The 16,037-nt window shown below is 39.5% G+C and carries 17 protein-coding genes; 4 read left to right on the top strand and 13 right to left on the bottom strand.

Going from position 1 to position 16,037, the window contains the following annotated elements:
• Window positions 1–19: 19 nt before the first annotated feature.
• The 4 genes from FPK91_RS13150 to FPK91_RS13135 form a co-directional block, all read right to left on the bottom strand.
• The gene (locus FPK91_RS13150) at window positions 20–868 is read right to left on the bottom strand and encodes a glycosyltransferase (protein WP_144211676.1); all 849 of its coding nucleotides are present in this window, start codon (window positions 866–868) and stop codon (window positions 20–22) included.
• Between the two features lie 30 nt (window positions 869–898).
• Entirely contained in the window at window positions 899–2,008 is a 1,110-nt protein-coding gene (locus FPK91_RS13145) for a glycosyltransferase family 9 protein (protein WP_144211675.1), read from the bottom strand.
• A 211-nt stretch (window positions 2,009–2,219) separates the two neighbouring features.
• Window positions 2,220–2,825 (bottom strand): SDR family NAD(P)-dependent oxidoreductase, encoded by a 606-nt coding sequence (locus tag FPK91_RS13140; RefSeq protein ID WP_144211674.1) that lies wholly within the window; start codon window positions 2,823–2,825, stop codon window positions 2,220–2,222.
• 14 nt (window positions 2,826–2,839) lie between these two features.
• Window positions 2,840–3,286, bottom strand: coding sequence for an adenylyltransferase/cytidyltransferase family protein (locus tag FPK91_RS13135; protein WP_144211673.1), 447 nt, complete (start codon window positions 3,284–3,286; stop codon window positions 2,840–2,842).
• Between the two features lie 396 nt (window positions 3,287–3,682).
• Between FPK91_RS13135 and FPK91_RS13130 the strand changes: the two genes are divergently transcribed.
• The gene (locus FPK91_RS13130) at window positions 3,683–4,747 is read left to right on the top strand and encodes a CDP-glycerol glycerophosphotransferase family protein (protein ID WP_144211672.1); all 1,065 of its coding nucleotides are present in this window, start codon (window positions 3,683–3,685) and stop codon (window positions 4,745–4,747) included.
• Window positions 4,748–4,813: 66 nt separating this feature from the next.
• Here FPK91_RS13130 and FPK91_RS13125 read toward each other — a convergent pair whose 3' ends face one another.
• Complete coding sequence (locus FPK91_RS13125; protein ID WP_144211671.1) at window positions 4,814–5,584, bottom strand: glycosyltransferase family 2 protein; 771 nt, start codon at window positions 5,582–5,584, stop codon at window positions 4,814–4,816.
• A gap of 39 nt (window positions 5,585–5,623) precedes the next feature.
• On the opposite strand from FPK91_RS13125, the gene FPK91_RS13120 reads away from it, so the two are divergent.
• Genes FPK91_RS13120 through FPK91_RS13110 form a run of 3 tightly spaced genes read left to right on the top strand, consistent with a single transcriptional unit; the run spans window position 5,624 to window position 8,579 of the window.
• Window positions 5,624–6,490, top strand: coding sequence for a glycosyltransferase family 25 protein (locus tag FPK91_RS13120; protein ID WP_227006570.1), 867 nt, complete (start codon window positions 5,624–5,626; stop codon window positions 6,488–6,490).
• Window positions 6,491–6,513: 23 nt separating this feature from the next.
• Window positions 6,514–7,017, top strand: a complete 504-nt coding sequence (gene coaD, locus FPK91_RS13115; protein ID WP_144211670.1) for a pantetheine-phosphate adenylyltransferase — start codon at window positions 6,514–6,516, stop codon at window positions 7,015–7,017.
• 14 nt (window positions 7,018–7,031) lie between these two features.
• Window positions 7,032–8,579 carry a capsule assembly Wzi family protein gene (locus FPK91_RS13110; protein ID WP_227006569.1) on the top strand — a complete coding sequence of 516 codons (1,548 nt, stop codon included), beginning with the start codon at window positions 7,032–7,034 and terminating at the stop codon, window positions 8,577–8,579.
• Between the two features lie 89 nt (window positions 8,580–8,668).
• On the opposite strand, the gene mutM is transcribed toward FPK91_RS13110, so the two are convergent.
• From mutM to FPK91_RS13070, 8 genes are all read right to left on the bottom strand, one after another.
• Complete coding sequence (mutM, locus tag FPK91_RS13105; protein ID WP_144211669.1) at window positions 8,669–9,481, bottom strand: bifunctional DNA-formamidopyrimidine glycosylase/DNA-(apurinic or apyrimidinic site) lyase; 813 nt, start codon at window positions 9,479–9,481, stop codon at window positions 8,669–8,671.
• A gap of 8 nt (window positions 9,482–9,489) precedes the next feature.
• Entirely contained in the window at window positions 9,490–9,957 is a 468-nt protein-coding gene (locus FPK91_RS13100; protein WP_144211668.1) for a hypothetical protein, read from the bottom strand.
• A gap of 138 nt (window positions 9,958–10,095) precedes the next feature.
• Window positions 10,096–11,082, bottom strand: a complete 987-nt coding sequence (gene moaA / locus FPK91_RS13095) for a GTP 3',8-cyclase MoaA (protein ID WP_144211667.1) — start codon at window positions 11,080–11,082, stop codon at window positions 10,096–10,098.
• Window positions 11,083–11,121: 39 nt separating this feature from the next.
• Window positions 11,122–12,936: a bifunctional molybdopterin-guanine dinucleotide biosynthesis adaptor protein MobB/molybdopterin molybdotransferase MoeA gene (locus FPK91_RS13090; protein WP_144211666.1), complete on the bottom strand. Its 1,815-nt coding sequence runs from the start codon at window positions 12,934–12,936 to the stop codon at window positions 11,122–11,124.
• A 39-nt stretch (window positions 12,937–12,975) separates the two neighbouring features.
• A complete protein-coding gene (mobA, locus tag FPK91_RS13085; protein WP_144211665.1) occupies window positions 12,976–13,560 on the bottom strand; it encodes a molybdenum cofactor guanylyltransferase MobA in 585 nt (194 codons plus the stop codon).
• On the bottom strand, window positions 13,544–14,248 hold the full coding sequence (locus FPK91_RS13080) for an ABC transporter ATP-binding protein (protein WP_456320447.1): 705 nt from the start codon (window positions 14,246–14,248) through the stop codon (window positions 13,544–13,546). The genes mobA and FPK91_RS13080 overlap by 17 nt, the downstream gene beginning before the upstream one ends.
• 2 nt (window positions 14,249–14,250) lie before the next feature.
• Window positions 14,251–14,958 (bottom strand): ABC transporter permease, encoded by a 708-nt coding sequence (locus FPK91_RS13075; RefSeq protein WP_144211663.1) that lies wholly within the window; start codon window positions 14,956–14,958, stop codon window positions 14,251–14,253.
• Window positions 14,958–15,779 carry a substrate-binding domain-containing protein gene (locus FPK91_RS13070; RefSeq protein ID WP_144211662.1) on the bottom strand — a complete coding sequence of 274 codons (822 nt, stop codon included), beginning with the start codon at window positions 15,777–15,779 and terminating at the stop codon, window positions 14,958–14,960. Before FPK91_RS13070 ends, FPK91_RS13075 begins: the two co-directional genes overlap by 1 nt.
• Between the last annotated feature and the right edge of the window lie 258 nt (window positions 15,780–16,037).

The following is a 16,037-nucleotide window of genomic DNA, read 5'->3' as shown; positions in this document are numbered from 1 at the left end:
GAGATCGTGGGCTTAAAACTTAGTATTTATGTTGTGGGTGAAAGAGACCAAATACAGCGCTTAATAACGCAATGGGTAACTTTGTTTTTCTTTGTTGTTTTAGCATATACCAGTGCCATGACTGCTGCTTATATTTAAGAATCTCTTCTTCAGATAGCGTTTCAGCAAAAAAATCACAATAATCAATGATATATTTTAGCTCTCGCATCGGAATTTTTTCTCGATATCCACGTCCTGCATAGTGGATAAAGCTAGCATCTTTGTAACCATCTAAGCCCAGTAAGGGCATTCTATTGAATTTTTTATCGATACAAACGTAGTCTATTTTATCTCTAAATATCAGGTAGTTGATATAGGTTTGGTCATAGAACTTCACTTCATTGCAGACTTTTTGCATTTCTTCTGCGCTGGCATTTTTAAAAAGATTGGCTTCTTTAGACACTAATATCATGCCTGAATTGAAGTAAACCATCTCGTTACTTTCAATAGGCCAGTCAACTTCACCTAATATGCTATTAATTTTTTTAGCGTGTTCCGTACGATTTTTATAGCATCCTTCGTTAAACATATAGACAGTATTCAATGAACTATATTCTTCAAAAATATTCTCAGCCCATGGCGCAATTATCATGTCGGCATCAATATAAAGTATCCTGTCGTACTTTTTTAATAATTCTGCCATATACAATTTTTCAGACCAAGCAGGGCTAGCATCATACTTTTTATTATTAACTTTTAATTTGTAATGGAGTTCATCTGAAACAATGACATCAGCACCGACCTTTTCTCCATATGCTTCAAAACTCTCTACCGCAGCTTTATACATAGGATTATCGCCAATGGCGAGAGTGAATATTGCTTTTTTCATGTAAACATTTCCAAATTGTGTGCTGTAAGTTTAGTTTGTCATTGTTAGGTATTGAGCATATACCTTATCGACACTGATATCTGAGACATATCCCTTACCTTCTGTCGCATATAGTACATGAGACTGTTTACTTGCTGGTGGAGCCCAATAAGGTTTCTTTGATCTCATCATCGAAATAAGCGGCCTTTTTGCGGCAAAGGCAAAATGTAAAATTGCAGTATCAACAGTGATAACAAAATCTGACTTAGCAATAAGTGACGGTAATTCAAAAAAGTGATCTTCAACGGTAAAGACTGCAATTTGAAGTGAATTGTTAGCGGTAAATTTCTCTGTCGCTAAACTGACTTCATCAAAACTCTCTCTAGTGACGTTAATGATAAATCGATTATCCAATGCTGTGGCGCTAATTCTTAAAATTAAGTCGAATAACTGTTCTATATCCCAATCTTTCTTGGTATTGGTCGATAGATGATTTAAAAATATTAACGGTCCTTGGCGAGATTCGTCATTAAAACGGTTTTTAATCCATGCATCAGTAATTGGCTGCATGGATTGAGGTATAACCATGGAAGGCATGAGCTCATTTTTAGCTACCACGAGACCAGTAACCTTTTCAAAAATATTCGCGTAGCGATCAGTAATATGATGATTGGAAGGTAACTCGTTAGGATTGATCCTGAAACGCGCATCAGAGTGCTTAAATTGTAAAGAGTCGAGTAAGCCCCAATACTTAACCTTGGGTAGGCTAGATACGATAAACGCATTTGAACTAATCGCTCTGGCAATTTTAGAGTACTGCTTACTTTTGCTGACTGAATGGCAGAAAATAAGGTCATAATTACGCAGTTTGGCTTGCTTAATATTGTCCTGAACAGCACTGTCTGAATCGGTACATCCATAAGTTAGCCCAAAAGCAGGCTCTGCAGCCATCCATTGTTGTAATATTTTACTGCGAGACAAGCGCCAGCTATCTGTATTGCGCCTATTGTCATCAAGCCAAATATCTAACTCTATGTGCGGGTATTTGTTTTTTAATGCGATTAAAAATGTTTTTAGGTATAAAAAATCACCTAAAGCAACAGGGGATACAAATAGCATTCGCTTGCAGTTGGCGAATTGTTCTGCAGATATTAATGACATAAAAATGAGATTCTATGGTTAAACAATGATAATGCCTAAAGCATACCTTGAAATGACTGTAGATAAAAATTATCCCCATTGGTTCAATGAGGACGATTAGAGGCTATGGCAATGAGATTAGGCTGTTGTGGCTCTCATTATGGTCAAAACTGTTTTAAATATAGGCTATTAAGGCGACTTTTAATGTCAGTATTTATTATGGTTAATTAGATTAGTAAGTCTGTCTCACTTCTAAGTCACCTTTTCGATAGAAAATGATCTCACCACTTTTATACTGACCATTAACGGCATCTAAAATTGGGGCAATACCTTCTGTTATATCCATGACATTATTATTGGGGATACTAAGTCCATTTCTGAGCTTAGTATCGATAGCTCCAGGGCACATAACTATAATATCTAGACCTTCATCAAAAAGACCTAATGATAATTTCATCACACCAGCTTTAGAGGCACAGTATGAAGTCCAATCTTTATAATTGGCATATGCTGCGGTAGATGAAATATTAATGATTTTTGTTTTTCTATTTGAAACCAAAGCAAATTTACAGACTAAATAGGTCCCAATTAAATTAACATTAATATCTTCAATCCATTGTAGTGGATCAGAATCTGTCACTAATGATGAATACAGTTTTCCTGCACAGTTGATCACAATGTCAAAATTATGAGTTGAAAAATAACGTTTTACTGAGTCAATACTAGTAACATCTAGCTCTTGTCTAGAGGGAGATAAAACCTCAAACTCAGATTCTAAAGCAAGTTTTAAGCCTTGAGAAAGGTCACCACTGCCGCCTGTTATGAGTATTTTTTTCATCTTCATCTTCATCTTCAGGTTCTTGGCTCTGGAATTGGGTGCTTATCACTTGTTTCGATAAGTTTTGAATACTCATCATGTATTTTCTTTTTCAAATTTGTAGAGCTCACGCCTTTTCCGTAAGGCAAATAGAAAACTTTTACCCCTTGCTCTTCCAAGTAGTCATATTTACCTGCCCAATCATCGCCAATTACAAAGACATCCATATTTAAATTTTTAACTGTTTGGGTGTGTTCTAAAGTATGTTGCGGGATAACAATATCTGGGGCTCTAAGCCCTTGAACAATGGCTATTCTTTCTTCAAACGGTACGGCTGGTGGGTTTTTATAGCTGCATACAAGTTCATCAGTACTTACGCCAACTATTAACGTGTCACCCAAACCTCGGCCATATTCGATCATCTTTAAATGATTACTATGGAACAAATCGAATGTTCCAGAAACATAAACTATTGTATTCAAGTTGGATCCTTAAGTATTGTTATACTGTCTTATATTACGCTAGCTTGTCATAGCTTCATATTATGAGTGTATATGGCACTACAGAGTTCAAAGAAAGACATTTGTTATAATGAATTGCTTATAATACATGAGATTCATTATTGGTGTTGTGCAAAACCTTCCTTGTGGAACACCTTAATATTAAATCTTTGAGGCTTAAATCACAAAAAACATCTTATTAGCTCAACTTCGCGATAAAGGCTGTATGAGATTGATTTTTACATACCGTATTGTTTCAAAGTTAGAGATAGTAGCCTATGTGCTAAGCGTCAATACATACGCTAAGTATGATACAATTAACTTGTTTTAAGTTTATGTTTCACACCAATTAATATATTTAATCGGGAAAAGTTATCAGTGATTTATTTTGATGTTTTACACCCTTATTATTTACCACAATACTTGCCAGTGGCTAAAGAACTGCAGCAAAGGTCAGAGTCGGTAAAGTTTGTTATTTATAACAATAAAGAGCAGCAATCCGTGCTTCGTACTCTTGTTGAACTGCATCAATTAGACGCGGTTTGGGTTGATAATGAGGCTCAGGCGTTAGCGCTTTATATTTCTACCAAGGCTAGTTGGGTTATTTTTGGCAATGCTTTTTCTCGTGCATCTCAATTGAAAGGGGTGTCAAAAACTGCGCTTATGGAACATGGTATAGGGCCAAAATCTGTCTACTATACAGTTTCCCAATCTGATATCGATGTCCGTTTTGTCGAGGGACAATATCGCTTAAATCGCTTGCAGGTAATGTTCCCGGATAAAGTTTTTATTGATACAGGTTACGCAAAATTAGATCCGGTTATTCAAGGAGTTGAAAAGGGTCTTGATATCGCCAAACTCGGTTTGGACCCTAATAAACCGACATTATTATATGCACCTACTTTTTACCCTAGTAGCATTCAGAATATGGCAAAAAGGTGGCCGGAGCAGTTTTCTGAATATAATATTTTGTTAAAACCACATTATTTCTCATTAACTAAGCCAAGTTATCAGAAGCAGAAAGAATTGTTAGAGCACTGGTCTACATACGAGAATGTATACCTAGCGGGGGCTGAAGAAGCCAATTTATTACCTTTCATGGTCTCAGCTGATATTTTAATTAGCGATGCATCTTCTGCTTTATTTGAGTTTGCAGCCCTTGGTAAGCCTGTTGTTTGGTGTGATTTTTACTATTTACGCTGGTCATACCGTGGCATTTTAAAGTTCAGGTTTAAAAATCGAGTTGATCAAGATTTGTATAAATATGCAGATGTTGCTGCTCATGCTAAAACCTACCCCAAATTAAAAGAGGTGGTTGACCATCAGCTTGCATTCCCTCAGTCATATAAACCAATGCGAGAAAAGTATACCGAAGAGTTGGCTGGCATCGTTGACGGAAAATGTAGCCACAGAATTGTGGATTATTTATTAAATGACGCTTAATAAGTAACGGTAATCACCTATTTTATCGTATTTTATTAGCAGTACCTATATGCCTCACAGGTTTCTTCAATTGACATTCTTTGAATTTTGGGAACATTCGCTATTTTCATAAAGCTTGGCTTCCTTTATGAACGAATAATAGGCTTCCATAATTGAAAGAATTAAGCCTCTTTTTCCTGAAAATATTTTTCTTTGTAAAAGATACTCTTTAAAAAAGGTGAATGGAAAAATAGTGATCAGTTTAAAGGTTGAAAATGATTTCCCATTAGAAAATTTTTCATCAGCTTTTAGGCTCGAATATTTATTATTTTTAGAGGTGATAGCTTCGATTGAATCATAGCCATAATGATCAAAGGTTTCATTGATAAAAATTTCTTTGCCAGTGATAGTCGCACTTTCGTGAACAAGCTTTTCTGAATTAAAAAATGCTTTTGATTTTTTATAAAAACGGTGATTATTGGGCTTTTTACTTAGGTGAGAAAGAGATTTCCCGATAAAAATATCATTACGCCACATTCTGACACAATCGGCATTATCACTTTCAATTGTTAATTGCAGTGCATTTAATAACTGTGGGTTAACTGTTTCATCACCGTCTAGACTAAGTACCCATTCATTTTTACACAGAGACATCGCGTACTGTTTTTGTATTGCATAGCCTTCCCATGCTTTATGGAAAACTTTCGCGCCATATTGCTCTGCGATAGCAAGAGTATTGTCTGTGCTACCAGAATCCACAATAATGACTTCAGCAACAGTTTTTACACTCTCTAATGTTTTCGCCAAATGACGTTGTTCATTTTTGGTGATAATGAAAACACTGATCGGTAATGTCATAGAAATCAATTCGCTTTTAGGAAATGTGATGATAGTTTGTTGATTATTGCATATTATGGACGATTCCCGATTAAATTGGTAAAAAAACTAGCGCTTCTCGCTCGTTTCTTTGTGATAAAATTGATTTTATTTATTGAGGTATGTTTAGTTAAGATGCAATGTAAAATTTTTGTCATCAATTTAGATGAGAGTGTTGAGCGTCTTGAAAACATAAAGCTTCAGTTTGCTGCATTAGGGTTAGAGTTTGAAAGAGTTTCTGCTGTTAAAGGAAAAGAATTATCTGATGGTAAGCGTAAGCAGGTTTTTGATTTAAAATCGAATTTAAGTAAATATTATAAAAAATTAAACGATGGTGAAATCGGCTGCTATTTGAGTCATATTCTCTGTTGGGAAAAAATACAACAACAACAGTTAGATTATGCCCTTATCATTGAAGATGATGCGGTTATATCTGAAAGCATTATCGATTTTATGACATTTGCTAATAATACTCATCACGAATGGGACTACATTGCGTTATCACACGGGCGTAAATTAAAGAAAATAATTAATCCTTTTAAAATCAATCAGGAACTTGTTGTTGGCCAAACTCTAAAGTTACCTTCGACGACCACTGGGCAGTTTATTTCGTTTTCAGGTGCTGAAAAATTATTGGAAAATGCTTACCCGATTTCTAGACCTGTTGATATGGATATTCAGTATTGGTTTGAGAAGTCACTGCGCTGTTTCGTGGTAAGACCATTCCCTGTACAACATGGAGATTTTGGTAGTGATATTAATGAAATTGTGGATAGAAGAACTGTTGAAAAGAAAAGATTAAAACGTATTTGGTTGAAATTACACTTTGAGATTAAGTTGTTATTGAACCGTTGGAACCTGCCAAAGGTACCAAAGTTTAAGCTTTAAAATTATTGGAAGAATTATAAATAATGCATAGACGCGCGATATACCCAGGCACTTTTGATCCCGTAACTAATGGCCATGCAGATTTAATCGAGCGTGCAGCAAGATTGTTCCGCCATGTGATTATCGGTATAGCTTCAAACCCTTCTAAAAAGCCGATGTTCACACTTGAAGAACGTGTAGAGCAAGTTAACTTAGTGACGGCACATTTAGATAATGTTGAAGTTGTAGGCTTTACTGGGCTGTTAGTCGACTTTGCTAAAGAGCAGCAAGCTAGTGTGCTGGTACGTGGGCTTCGAGCTGTATCTGATTTTGAGTACGAATTTCAATTAGCGAATATGAACCGCCGCTTAAATCCAGATTTGGAAAGTGTTTTTTTGACTCCCGCGGAAGAAAACTCGTTTATTTCTTCAACGTTAGTGAAAGAAGTCGCTTTACACGGCGGTGATGTCAGTCAATTTGTCCATCAAGATGTCGCAGCATCTCTGAAGCAGAAAATTGCTTTAATTAAGTCGAACAAGAATAGTTAAAGATGATTTTACCCATGATGTTATCAACGCAATCAAATCATAAGCCAAAAATGAAAATATCCCAGTCTATATTTAAAAAATACGCATTTTCAAAGCTTGTTATTGGGCTTGGTTTAGGTGGCTTATGTTTGAGCTCTTCTCTATCGGCTGCACCTTGGGTTGATACCTCAGATATTTACTTGCGAGCAGATATTCAAGCATTGGCTGATGCCGGTGTTATAACGGTACCTATCAATACGTTCCCGTTAATGTGGTCAGGTATTGGTAATGATTTAAAAAAAGCAGAACCGTCCTTAATGACGCCTGCACAAGTGGATGCCTTTGCGCGAGTAAATTTCTATTATCAAAATGCGGTTGATAATAGAGGGAGCACCAGTGTGACTGCGACAGCTGCCACTGACGAAGCCAGATTTCAGCATTTTGGTTCTGATTACCGTGAAAAAGGTGAGTTAACAGCATCTCATGAATATACGGGTGAACGTTTTGCTTATAAAGTTTCAGCATCAGCCAATTATGATCCACAAGATGATAAAGAATTTCGTTTTGATGACTCCTATATGGCAATGGTGCTAGGAAACTGGATTATTACTGCTGGTACTTTTGAGCAGTGGTGGGGGCCTGGATTTGATTCGTCATTACATAAATCCAATAATGCCAGACCTATGCCTTCATTGATGGTGAGCCGTAATAATGCTGAAGCATTTGAAACACCTTGGCTTTCCTGGTTAGGGGCGTGGAACTTAACCGGTGGTGTTAGCATGATGGATGAGGACCGCTATGCGCCTCATGCGTTATTGTGGAATTTACGTGGTTCGATTAAGCCTATAAGACAATTAGAAATAGGACTATCGTGGACGGTTCAATTCTGTGGTGAAGGTCAAGAATGTGATTTAGATAGTGCTTGGAAATCGATAACTGGGCAACGCGACTGTCGTAACGATATCGGAGGCGGCTGCACTAATTATGGTAACCAAATGGCCGGCTTTGATGTTCGCTATTCTGAGACGTTTTGGGATGTTCCGGTCGGACTTTTCCTTGAACGTACCTGTGAAGACTCTAAAGGCCAACCTTGGGAAATCGTCGATTGCGGCAAAATGTATGGGGTAGATACTCGATTTAGTTTTGCTTCACAGCAATACAAGCTGTTTTTTGAATACACTGATACCATGGTTTACTGCGGTGAAGACCCAACCAAATTCAACTGTTTTTATGAGCACAGTACCTATAAAAGTGGTTCACGTAACTATGGCCGCGCATTAGGCAGTACCTATGACAGTGATGCACAGGTTTATGCATTAGGGTTAGTGGGGCAGTTCTCAAATAGTCATGCATTTACCTCTATTTTACGGTATGCACAGCTAAATAAAGATGGCGAAAGCCCAGGTCATGGCTGGGCTCCACAACCGCCTAAAGAAGATTTATTAATGCTGGAGTTGTCATACAGAATGCCGTTATTAAGTGGCATGATGACCTTTGGTGGCAGTGTGTCGCAATCAGAATTTGAAGTTGAAGACAGTGATGTTGATGGCACTTTATATACTCGATATGAGTATAAGTTTTAATCAACTAACGCTTAATGAAAAGATTTAAACCAAAAGCCTCGATAGTCATTATCGAGGCTTTTTCTTTTTGAATCAGTTAGGTTTCAATTTTACGTCTGGCATAAGCCACAAAATACCGTGGTGCGCTGGCCTAAACGTATTTCACTTAACAGATTACCGCATTCAGTACAGTTTTCGCCGCCGCGGCCATAAACATGCAGCTTCTGGGCGAAGTAACCGGGTTTGCCATCAGCATTGGTAAAATCTTTTAAAGTTGTGCCGCCTTGCTTGATGGCTTGAGCTAAAATTTGTTTCACTTCTGAGACTAGAATCGTCAAACGCTCAATATCAATTTTTCCCGCCGCTGCCTGTGGGTGAATACCTGCTGCAAACAAGGCTTCATTGGCATAAATATTCCCAACACCCACCACAATATGATTATCCATTAAACACAGTTTGATGGCTTTTTTCTTATTGGCTAGGGCATTGTGTAGTTGCACTGGATTAAAGTCTTCACACAGTGGCTCAGGGCCCAGTTTTGATAGTAATGGGTGTGCTTCTTCGGGTAATTCATACCATAACCATGCACCAAAGCGTCTAGGGTCATTGAATCTAAGGATTCGGCCACTCTCTAGCGCTAAATCAATGTGGTCATGCTTCTCTACCGGAGTATTGGCAGGTAAAATGCGTAAGCTACCTGACATGCCCAAATGGACAATGGTGATACCTGCATCGGTATCAATCAGTAAGTATTTTGCACGGCGACGGACGTTTCGAATGGTTTGGCCGATGATATTGCGGCAAACATCAGGCACTGGCCAACGTAACGAGCCATTTCGAATCACGAGATCGCTGACGGTTTGATCGACTAAAAACGGTGATATTCCTTGGCGAGTCACTTCAACTTCAGGTAATTCAGGCATAAGATTCTCTACTCTTTAAGTGTTTGGCTCGCCACAATAGGTTTGAGTTCGGCGCGTAGGCTGGGTGGGATTTGATACCAGTTTTTTGATGCTGATAGTAGTAAACCTGATTCAGGATAGTACTGCCATTGCTGGCCATCAACGGCGTTATTGATGGCAATAATTAACGTTTGTGGCGTGGGCAGTTGCTGTTGCTCTGCATCATTAACGCTGGTAGGAGATATTGATAGCTGCTCCCAAGCTTTTGCTAATTCAATGCAATTTAATACCTGATCAGAGCAAACCCAACCGCTATTGCCCTTATTGAGCCAGATATTATCAAGTTGTAATTGGGTCAGTTGATTAGCTTGGTCAAATAATGCTTGCGCATCATCGGGCATTTTATTGGTTTTGGAATCGATAAAAGTCAGCACTGCCACCATGAAAACACAGGCAATGATAAGGATGTTATTCCATTTTTTTCGAGATAAGGCCATAAACTAACGCAATAGTGACTGTTAGTCTTAGTGTATATCAAAGCTAGCCTTAGATGTTAACGCTTGATGGTTATCAACTAAAGCTAGTCATGAAGAGGATGTACTTGAAAGGAGCGCTTGAAATAAGTGATAGAGTGTTTAACCACCCGTTGAGTTCATAAACCGTAGTATCTGTACGTCATCATCAGTACCAAAGTAATGCTCTTTAGGTTTATGTTGAATGCCGTCAAGAATCGCTTCTTTTAACTTATCAATATTGCCAGGATGTGCTCTCACAATCGCTTTTAGATCGATAGAATTTTCATTGCCTAAACACAGTAATAATCGACCTTCAACAGTCACTCTGACGCGGTTACATTCATGGCAGAAGTTATTACTGTGAGGCGAGATAAAACCAATATGGATGTCACTATCGGCCATTTTGAAATATCGAGCTGGGCCACCAGTACGTTTACTTGATGGCAGTAAAGGGTAGCGGGCTTCAATAAGACCTCTTACTTCTTCACTAGAGCAATGACGACTGCGTTTACGCTCATCGATAACCCCTAAAGGCATTTCTTCAATAAAGGCGATATCCAGTTCACGCTCACGACAAAAATCAATTAAATCGATAATTTCATGATCGTTTTTACCACGTAAAATCACCGCATTGATTTTTATATGCTTAAAACCAGCCGCTTTAGCGGCATCGATACCTGCAATAACACGCTCTACTTTACCGTTGCGGGTCATTTCGGTGAATAATTCAGGGTTTAGCGTATCTAAACTGATGTTCAGTCGTTTTAACCCTGCGTCATGCATAGGCTGAGCAAGTTTACTTAAACGTGAGCCGTTAGTGGTCATCGACAAGTCATCTAAACCTGGCAGTTTACCTAAAAGCTCAATTAACTTTTCACAATCGGTTCTAACTAAGGGTTCACCGCCTGTTAAGCGAATTTTCTTTACCCCTAGTTCAGTAAAGGCCTGTGCTATCCATGCCAATTCTTCTAGGGTTAACACTTGTTGTCTCGGTAAAAAGCTTGGATCTTCGCTCATGCAATAAACACAGCGAAAATCACAACGGTCAGTGACCGATAAACGTAAGTATTCTACTTTTCGATTAAAACTGTCGACGATTAAACTCATGAATTAGCACATCTTATGGTTAGTTATACTGATTAATAGTTATAACAGTTCAGCAAAAGGCTGAATGTAGACTTGCTGGCCAGGCATGACTGCGTCTTCGGCTTCACCGATAACGATCAGACAATTTGCCTTAACCATGGAGTTCAACATCCCTGAACCCTGTGCCCCAGTTGAGGTCACATGTAACCGTCCATCATTGCTTAACTGGTAAACACCACGTACAAACTCGGTACGGCCTGTGCGGCTTTTTAGGGTGCTATCAGTTATTGCAGGTAAATATCGTGGCTGCCAATTATTCTCGCCCGCCAGTTTTCTAATTGCAGGTTGTACAAATTGTAAAAATGACACCATTACTGCCACAGGATTACCCGGTAACCCGAAAAATAAACTGTCGTTTACTTGGCCAAATGCTAATGGTCTGCCTGGACGCATATTGATGCGCCAGAAGTTTATTTTACCTATTTTAGCTAAAACTGTTTTGATGTAGTCAGCATTTCCGACCGAAACTCCACCAGAACTAATAACAATATCAGCATCGACACTGGCTTGTTGCAAGGCTGCAGTTAATGAAGCTTCGCTGTCTTCAATAATGCCTAGATCAATAACCTTACAACCTAACTTTTGCGCCATTGACTTAATGGTGTAGCGGTTTGAGTCATAAATGCAGTTAGCTTTTAATGGCTCACCGGGTTGGCTAACTTCATCGCCTGTTGAGAACACTGCGATAACGGGTTGTTTAACCACGTCTGCAGATGCTAATCCTAATGAGGCTAATAAGCCTTGCTCTGCTGCTTGTAAGCGGTGGCCTTTTGCTAATGCTAAAGCATCCTTAGCAATATCTTCACCCGCCAATCTCACATGCTGACCTGCATCGACTTTACCTTGCAATTGAACCTGGCCATCTTGCTCAATCACTAATTCACGTGCTTCTACAGTGTCAGCACCCGTTGGCACTGTTGCGCCTGTCATAATACGAACTGCTTCGCCAGGGTTTAATGTCTCTGGATATTCATGTCCCGCGAGGACTTCACCCATTAACTTTAATGGCGCAGCTGGGTTACCAGGACTGTTATCGGTGCTATAAGCAAAAGCATAACCATCCATTGCTGAATTGGTTTGTTGTGGCACGTTCACTGGCGAAATCGCATTACTTGCGAGTACGCGATTAGCAGCTTCATCTATCGTGATATTTTCATGGTCAGTAATTGGATTAACGATTTCCATGAGTTGCTCTAAACCTTGGGCAACAGATAAGAATTTCTGCTCATCGCTTACTGGTGTCGCAACGGTTGGGATCGGTAATACAACTTCCGGCGCTTGCCATTTTTGACTGTATTCAATAACAAAATCGGCAATTTGAGCCACGTTATTTAAGTCTAAACGGGTCAATTCTGCTGGAGTTTGAGTATCGTCACAACAAGCTATAGCGACAATGTTCTCATCGTGGGTATGGATCAGTGGTTTACCATGAGCTGCGCGGTGAAGTTCGATTTTAGGAAGCTGTAGTTTTTTAAAGCCTTCCACTAATACGATATCAACTTTGTCCGTTTCAATCTGTTGTAGTAAATGTGGTAATTGAGGATCGCCTTCGACAGCATCCTCAGTCATTAATGCCCAGCGAACATGAGAGGCAACCAGCATTTGCTTAGCACCTGCTTTGCGCATTTCGTAGCTGTCTTTACCTGGAATATCGACATCAAAATTGTGGTGCGCGTGTTTGATCACCGCTAAACGTAATCCACGACGATTTAATTCGGGAATAAGTTGTTTTAACAAGGTGGTTTTACCGGTGCCGCTATAGGCACAGAATCCAAGAACAGGAATACTCAGCGGATTGGAAAACGGTATACTCATAAAGACCTCATTGTTGGCTTGTTACTGTGTTGCCACAGCTTACTTGGCATTTTCGATGACAAGTTTTTGTTCAAGTGTATTCACATTAACGAATGCATTAGGTTGATCAGCAAAACTGGTGATGACGTGTTCATGCTGCGCGTACCACAAGAAGATCTTGCGATCACCAGCGTCTAAAAATTCTTGCATCGATTGTTTTAATTTAGGTTTTAATAGCATCACCACAGGTTGATCGTATTCACCATCACTGGCGACAGCAACATCAGCATTGGCTTCTTTCAACGAAGCATATAAACGCTCACACAAATCCATCGGTAACATTGGGCTATCACAAGGCACAACGAGCAAAAAATCAGCTTCAGTGTTTGCCATAGCGGTGACCATGCCAGCTAATGGGCCTAAATAACCAGTTTCCTGGTCACTAATGACTTCATAGCCTAGGTCGGCATATTGCTGCTGGTTTCTGTTGGCGTTAATAATAATGCGATTAACTTGTGGTTTCACACGTTCAATGGTGTGGCTGATCATCGGTTTGTTGTTTAATTCAACAAGCCCTTTATCAATCCCGCCCATTCTTCTTGCCATACCGCCGGCGAGAATCACGGCATCAATTTGCACTGACATACTGAAGCTCCTGTGCTTGTTCAAACTTGGGAATATGGTTGCTAGCAACGACTTTTTGTTCCGCTATATGCCAATGTTTTTGGCATAAAGCCGTTAAGCCGCATGTTTGGTGGCTACTGATAATCAGTCCGGCGCCTTCTTGCTTAAGCTGGTTTATCATGGCTAGAACAAGCTTTTGTGATTGTTTATCCATATTAGATATGGGTTCATCTAACATCAATAGCTTAGGTTGGGTGATCCATGCTCTTGCTAATGCCAATCGTTGGCGTTCACCACCCGATAAGTCTGTAGCATTACTTTTTAGTAATGAACCTAGTTGAGCCATTTCTATTGCTTGCTGAATGCGAGCCCGCTGTTCTGCGGCGCTATATTTACCTTTAGGCAGAGCATAACGTAAATTGTAATCCACATTACCATCAAAAAGGTAAGCATGTTGATGAAGGTAGATGGCTTTGCCAAATAAGGTGCTAGGTTGCCACCACTTAGCCGGCTCAAACCCGCTGAAGTCAACCTTACCTGAACTTGGCTTTACAATGCCTGCGAGTAGCTTCATTAGAGTTGATTTACCGCTACCGTTATCGCCTTGCAGATAAATGATATCGCCTTCTGAAAATACCAGTTCATCAAAATGGAATAATTCACGTTGTTTAAATTTTATTTGGATATTGTTCGCAGTGATTTTTACCATGGCTATTGGCTCCTTGGCATCGCTTTGCCACGCAGTGAGCCAACGGCAAAGTTAATCACAATGGCTAAAATCAGCAGAACCAGCCCTAAGGCAATCGCCTGGGCAAAGTCACCTTTACTGGTTTCTAATGCAATAGCGGTAGGAATATTTCGAGTGTGGTGAAGAATGTTGCCACCGACCATCATTGAACAACCCACTTCAGTCAATATTCGGCTAAATGAGGCAATAATGGCTAATAAAAGCGGCACTCGAAGTTCACGGCAAACAGTCCAAATAGCACGTTGCCATGATGCACCTAATGTTCGTGCGGTTTCCCAAGCGCGGCGGTCAATACTGCTAAAAGCGGCTTGAGATAATGCGATGAGTACGGGGGCGCAAATCATCATCTGACCCAATATCATTCCCTGTTGGGTAAATAACCAACGTAAATCACCCATAGGACCATTTCGAGTTAATAATAAATAAGCGAGTAAGCCAATAACGACGGTAGGAATAGATTGCAATGTTTGTACGATATTAGTGACAAACCAGCGTCCAGGGAATTGATAAGAGGCCAGCAAAAAGCCCAACACGATTGAAGGGATCAATGTGATGAGCAATGCCGCAAAAGAAACGGAAAAAGATACACTTATGATAGACCACACATCTGGGTCTAAAGAAAGCAGCAAGCTAAATGCTTGCTGCAGTAGGGCTAACCAGCCTTCATTCATTAATTATATGTTGCCTTAAACAATTGCTCTCCCTGCACTTTGAAGTCATTAATCATCTGTTGAGCTTTAGGGCTAATAAACCAATCGCTCAATGCTTTTGCGCCTTGATGATTTAAATCAGGGTATTTTTCTGCGTTAATTAACATGATTTGATAAGGGTTTGCTAATTGCTCGCCACCTTCAAACGTAATGGTTAAATCTAATTTAGCTTTATAAGCAACAAACGTACCACGATCGGTAAGAGTGTAAGCTTGTTTCTCATTTGCCATCAGTAAAGTCTTACCCATACCTTGACCAATTGAAGTATAGCCTGAAAAATCTGGCGTTACAGAAGCTTGTTTCCAAATTGCGAGCTCTTTCATGTTGGTGCCAGAATTATCACCACGAGAGATGAAAGTGTTCTCTGTTGTTGCTATTTTTTTGAACGCTTCGACGACATCTTTACTACCTGACATTTTAGCCGGATCAGCTTTAGGGCCTAAAACGACAAAGTCATTTTCCATAATGCCGCGTGGTGTTGTGCCATAACCTTCGTTAACGAATTTGGCTTCAGCTGCAGGAGCGTGAGTCATGACTACATCTACATCTCCTTGACGAGCAAGCTTTAATGCTTTGCCTGTTCCAGTAGCGATAACTTGTACTTGATAACCAGACTCTGCTTCAAATGTCGGTAATATAGCGCGCAGAAGACCTGAGTTATCAGTACTTGTTGTGGTGGCTAATTTGATAACTTCTGCGGCATTGACAGTGGCACTCATCATTGTGCTACTTAATAAAGCGACACTTAAGACTGTAGTCAGGCCTGATTTTAAATTAAACATTCTTACTCCTTGAAATGGAAAATAGCCAAAAATACAGTTGTGATTTTTTGGCTTAAAAAAATATCTCTCGAACCTTGTTGTGTTCGTTACATTTAGTAAAAGCAAGTAGTGTGCCAAAGGCTCTTTTTAAATGTTGTTCACGGCAAAAATTAAAACTGTGATCTACATCTCATGCCAAATTATGGTTTTTAAGACATATTGTCCCAGAGCGCTAAATCTGTAGGGCAAACTGACCCTTCTATCAGTTTTTAGTGATAC

Source organism: Shewanella donghaensis (genome assembly GCF_007567505.1).
In the GTDB taxonomy this organism is placed as follows: Bacteria; Pseudomonadota; Gammaproteobacteria; order Enterobacterales; family Shewanellaceae; genus Shewanella; species Shewanella donghaensis.
The sequence above is the reverse complement of the archived record's forward strand: the minus strand, read 5'-3'. Positions and strand labels throughout refer to the sequence as shown.

Coding starts and splice junctions, on each gene's coding strand:
- mutM (WP_144211669.1), bottom strand. CDS start 9,481: ATGCCTGAATTACCTGAAGTTGAAGTGACTCGCCAAGGAATATCACCG.
- coaD (WP_144211670.1), top strand. CDS start 6,514: ATGCATAGACGCGCGATATACCCAGGCACTTTTGATCCCGTAACTAAT.
- FPK91_RS13075 (WP_144211663.1), bottom strand. CDS start 14,958: ATGAATGAAGGCTGGTTAGCCCTACTGCAGCAAGCATTTAGCTTGCTG.
- moaA (WP_144211667.1), bottom strand. CDS start 11,082: ATGAGTTTAATCGTCGACAGTTTTAATCGAAAAGTAGAATACTTACGT.
- mobA (WP_144211665.1), bottom strand. CDS start 13,560: ATGTCAGTGCAAATTGATGCCGTGATTCTCGCCGGCGGTATGGCAAGA.
- FPK91_RS13125 (WP_144211671.1), bottom strand. CDS start 5,584: ATGACATTACCGATCAGTGTTTTCATTATCACCAAAAATGAACAACGT.
- FPK91_RS13110 (WP_227006569.1), top strand. CDS start 7,032: ATGATGTTATCAACGCAATCAAATCATAAGCCAAAAATGAAAATATCC.
- FPK91_RS13100 (WP_144211668.1), bottom strand. CDS start 9,957: ATGGCCTTATCTCGAAAAAAATGGAATAACATCCTTATCATTGCCTGT.
- FPK91_RS13145 (WP_144211675.1), bottom strand. CDS start 2,008: ATGTCATTAATATCTGCAGAACAATTCGCCAACTGCAAGCGAATGCTA.
- FPK91_RS13090 (WP_144211666.1), bottom strand. CDS start 12,936: ATGAGTATACCGTTTTCCAATCCGCTGAGTATTCCTGTTCTTGGATTC.
- FPK91_RS13150 (WP_144211676.1), bottom strand. CDS start 868: ATGAAAAAAGCAATATTCACTCTCGCCATTGGCGATAATCCTATGTAT.
- FPK91_RS13140 (WP_144211674.1), bottom strand. CDS start 2,825: ATGAAAAAAATACTCATAACAGGCGGCAGTGGTGACCTTTCTCAAGGC.
- FPK91_RS13080 (WP_456320447.1), bottom strand. CDS start 14,248: ATGGTAAAAATCACTGCGAACAATATCCAAATAAAATTTAAACAACGT.
- FPK91_RS13070 (WP_144211662.1), bottom strand. CDS start 15,779: ATGTTTAATTTAAAATCAGGCCTGACTACAGTCTTAAGTGTCGCTTTA.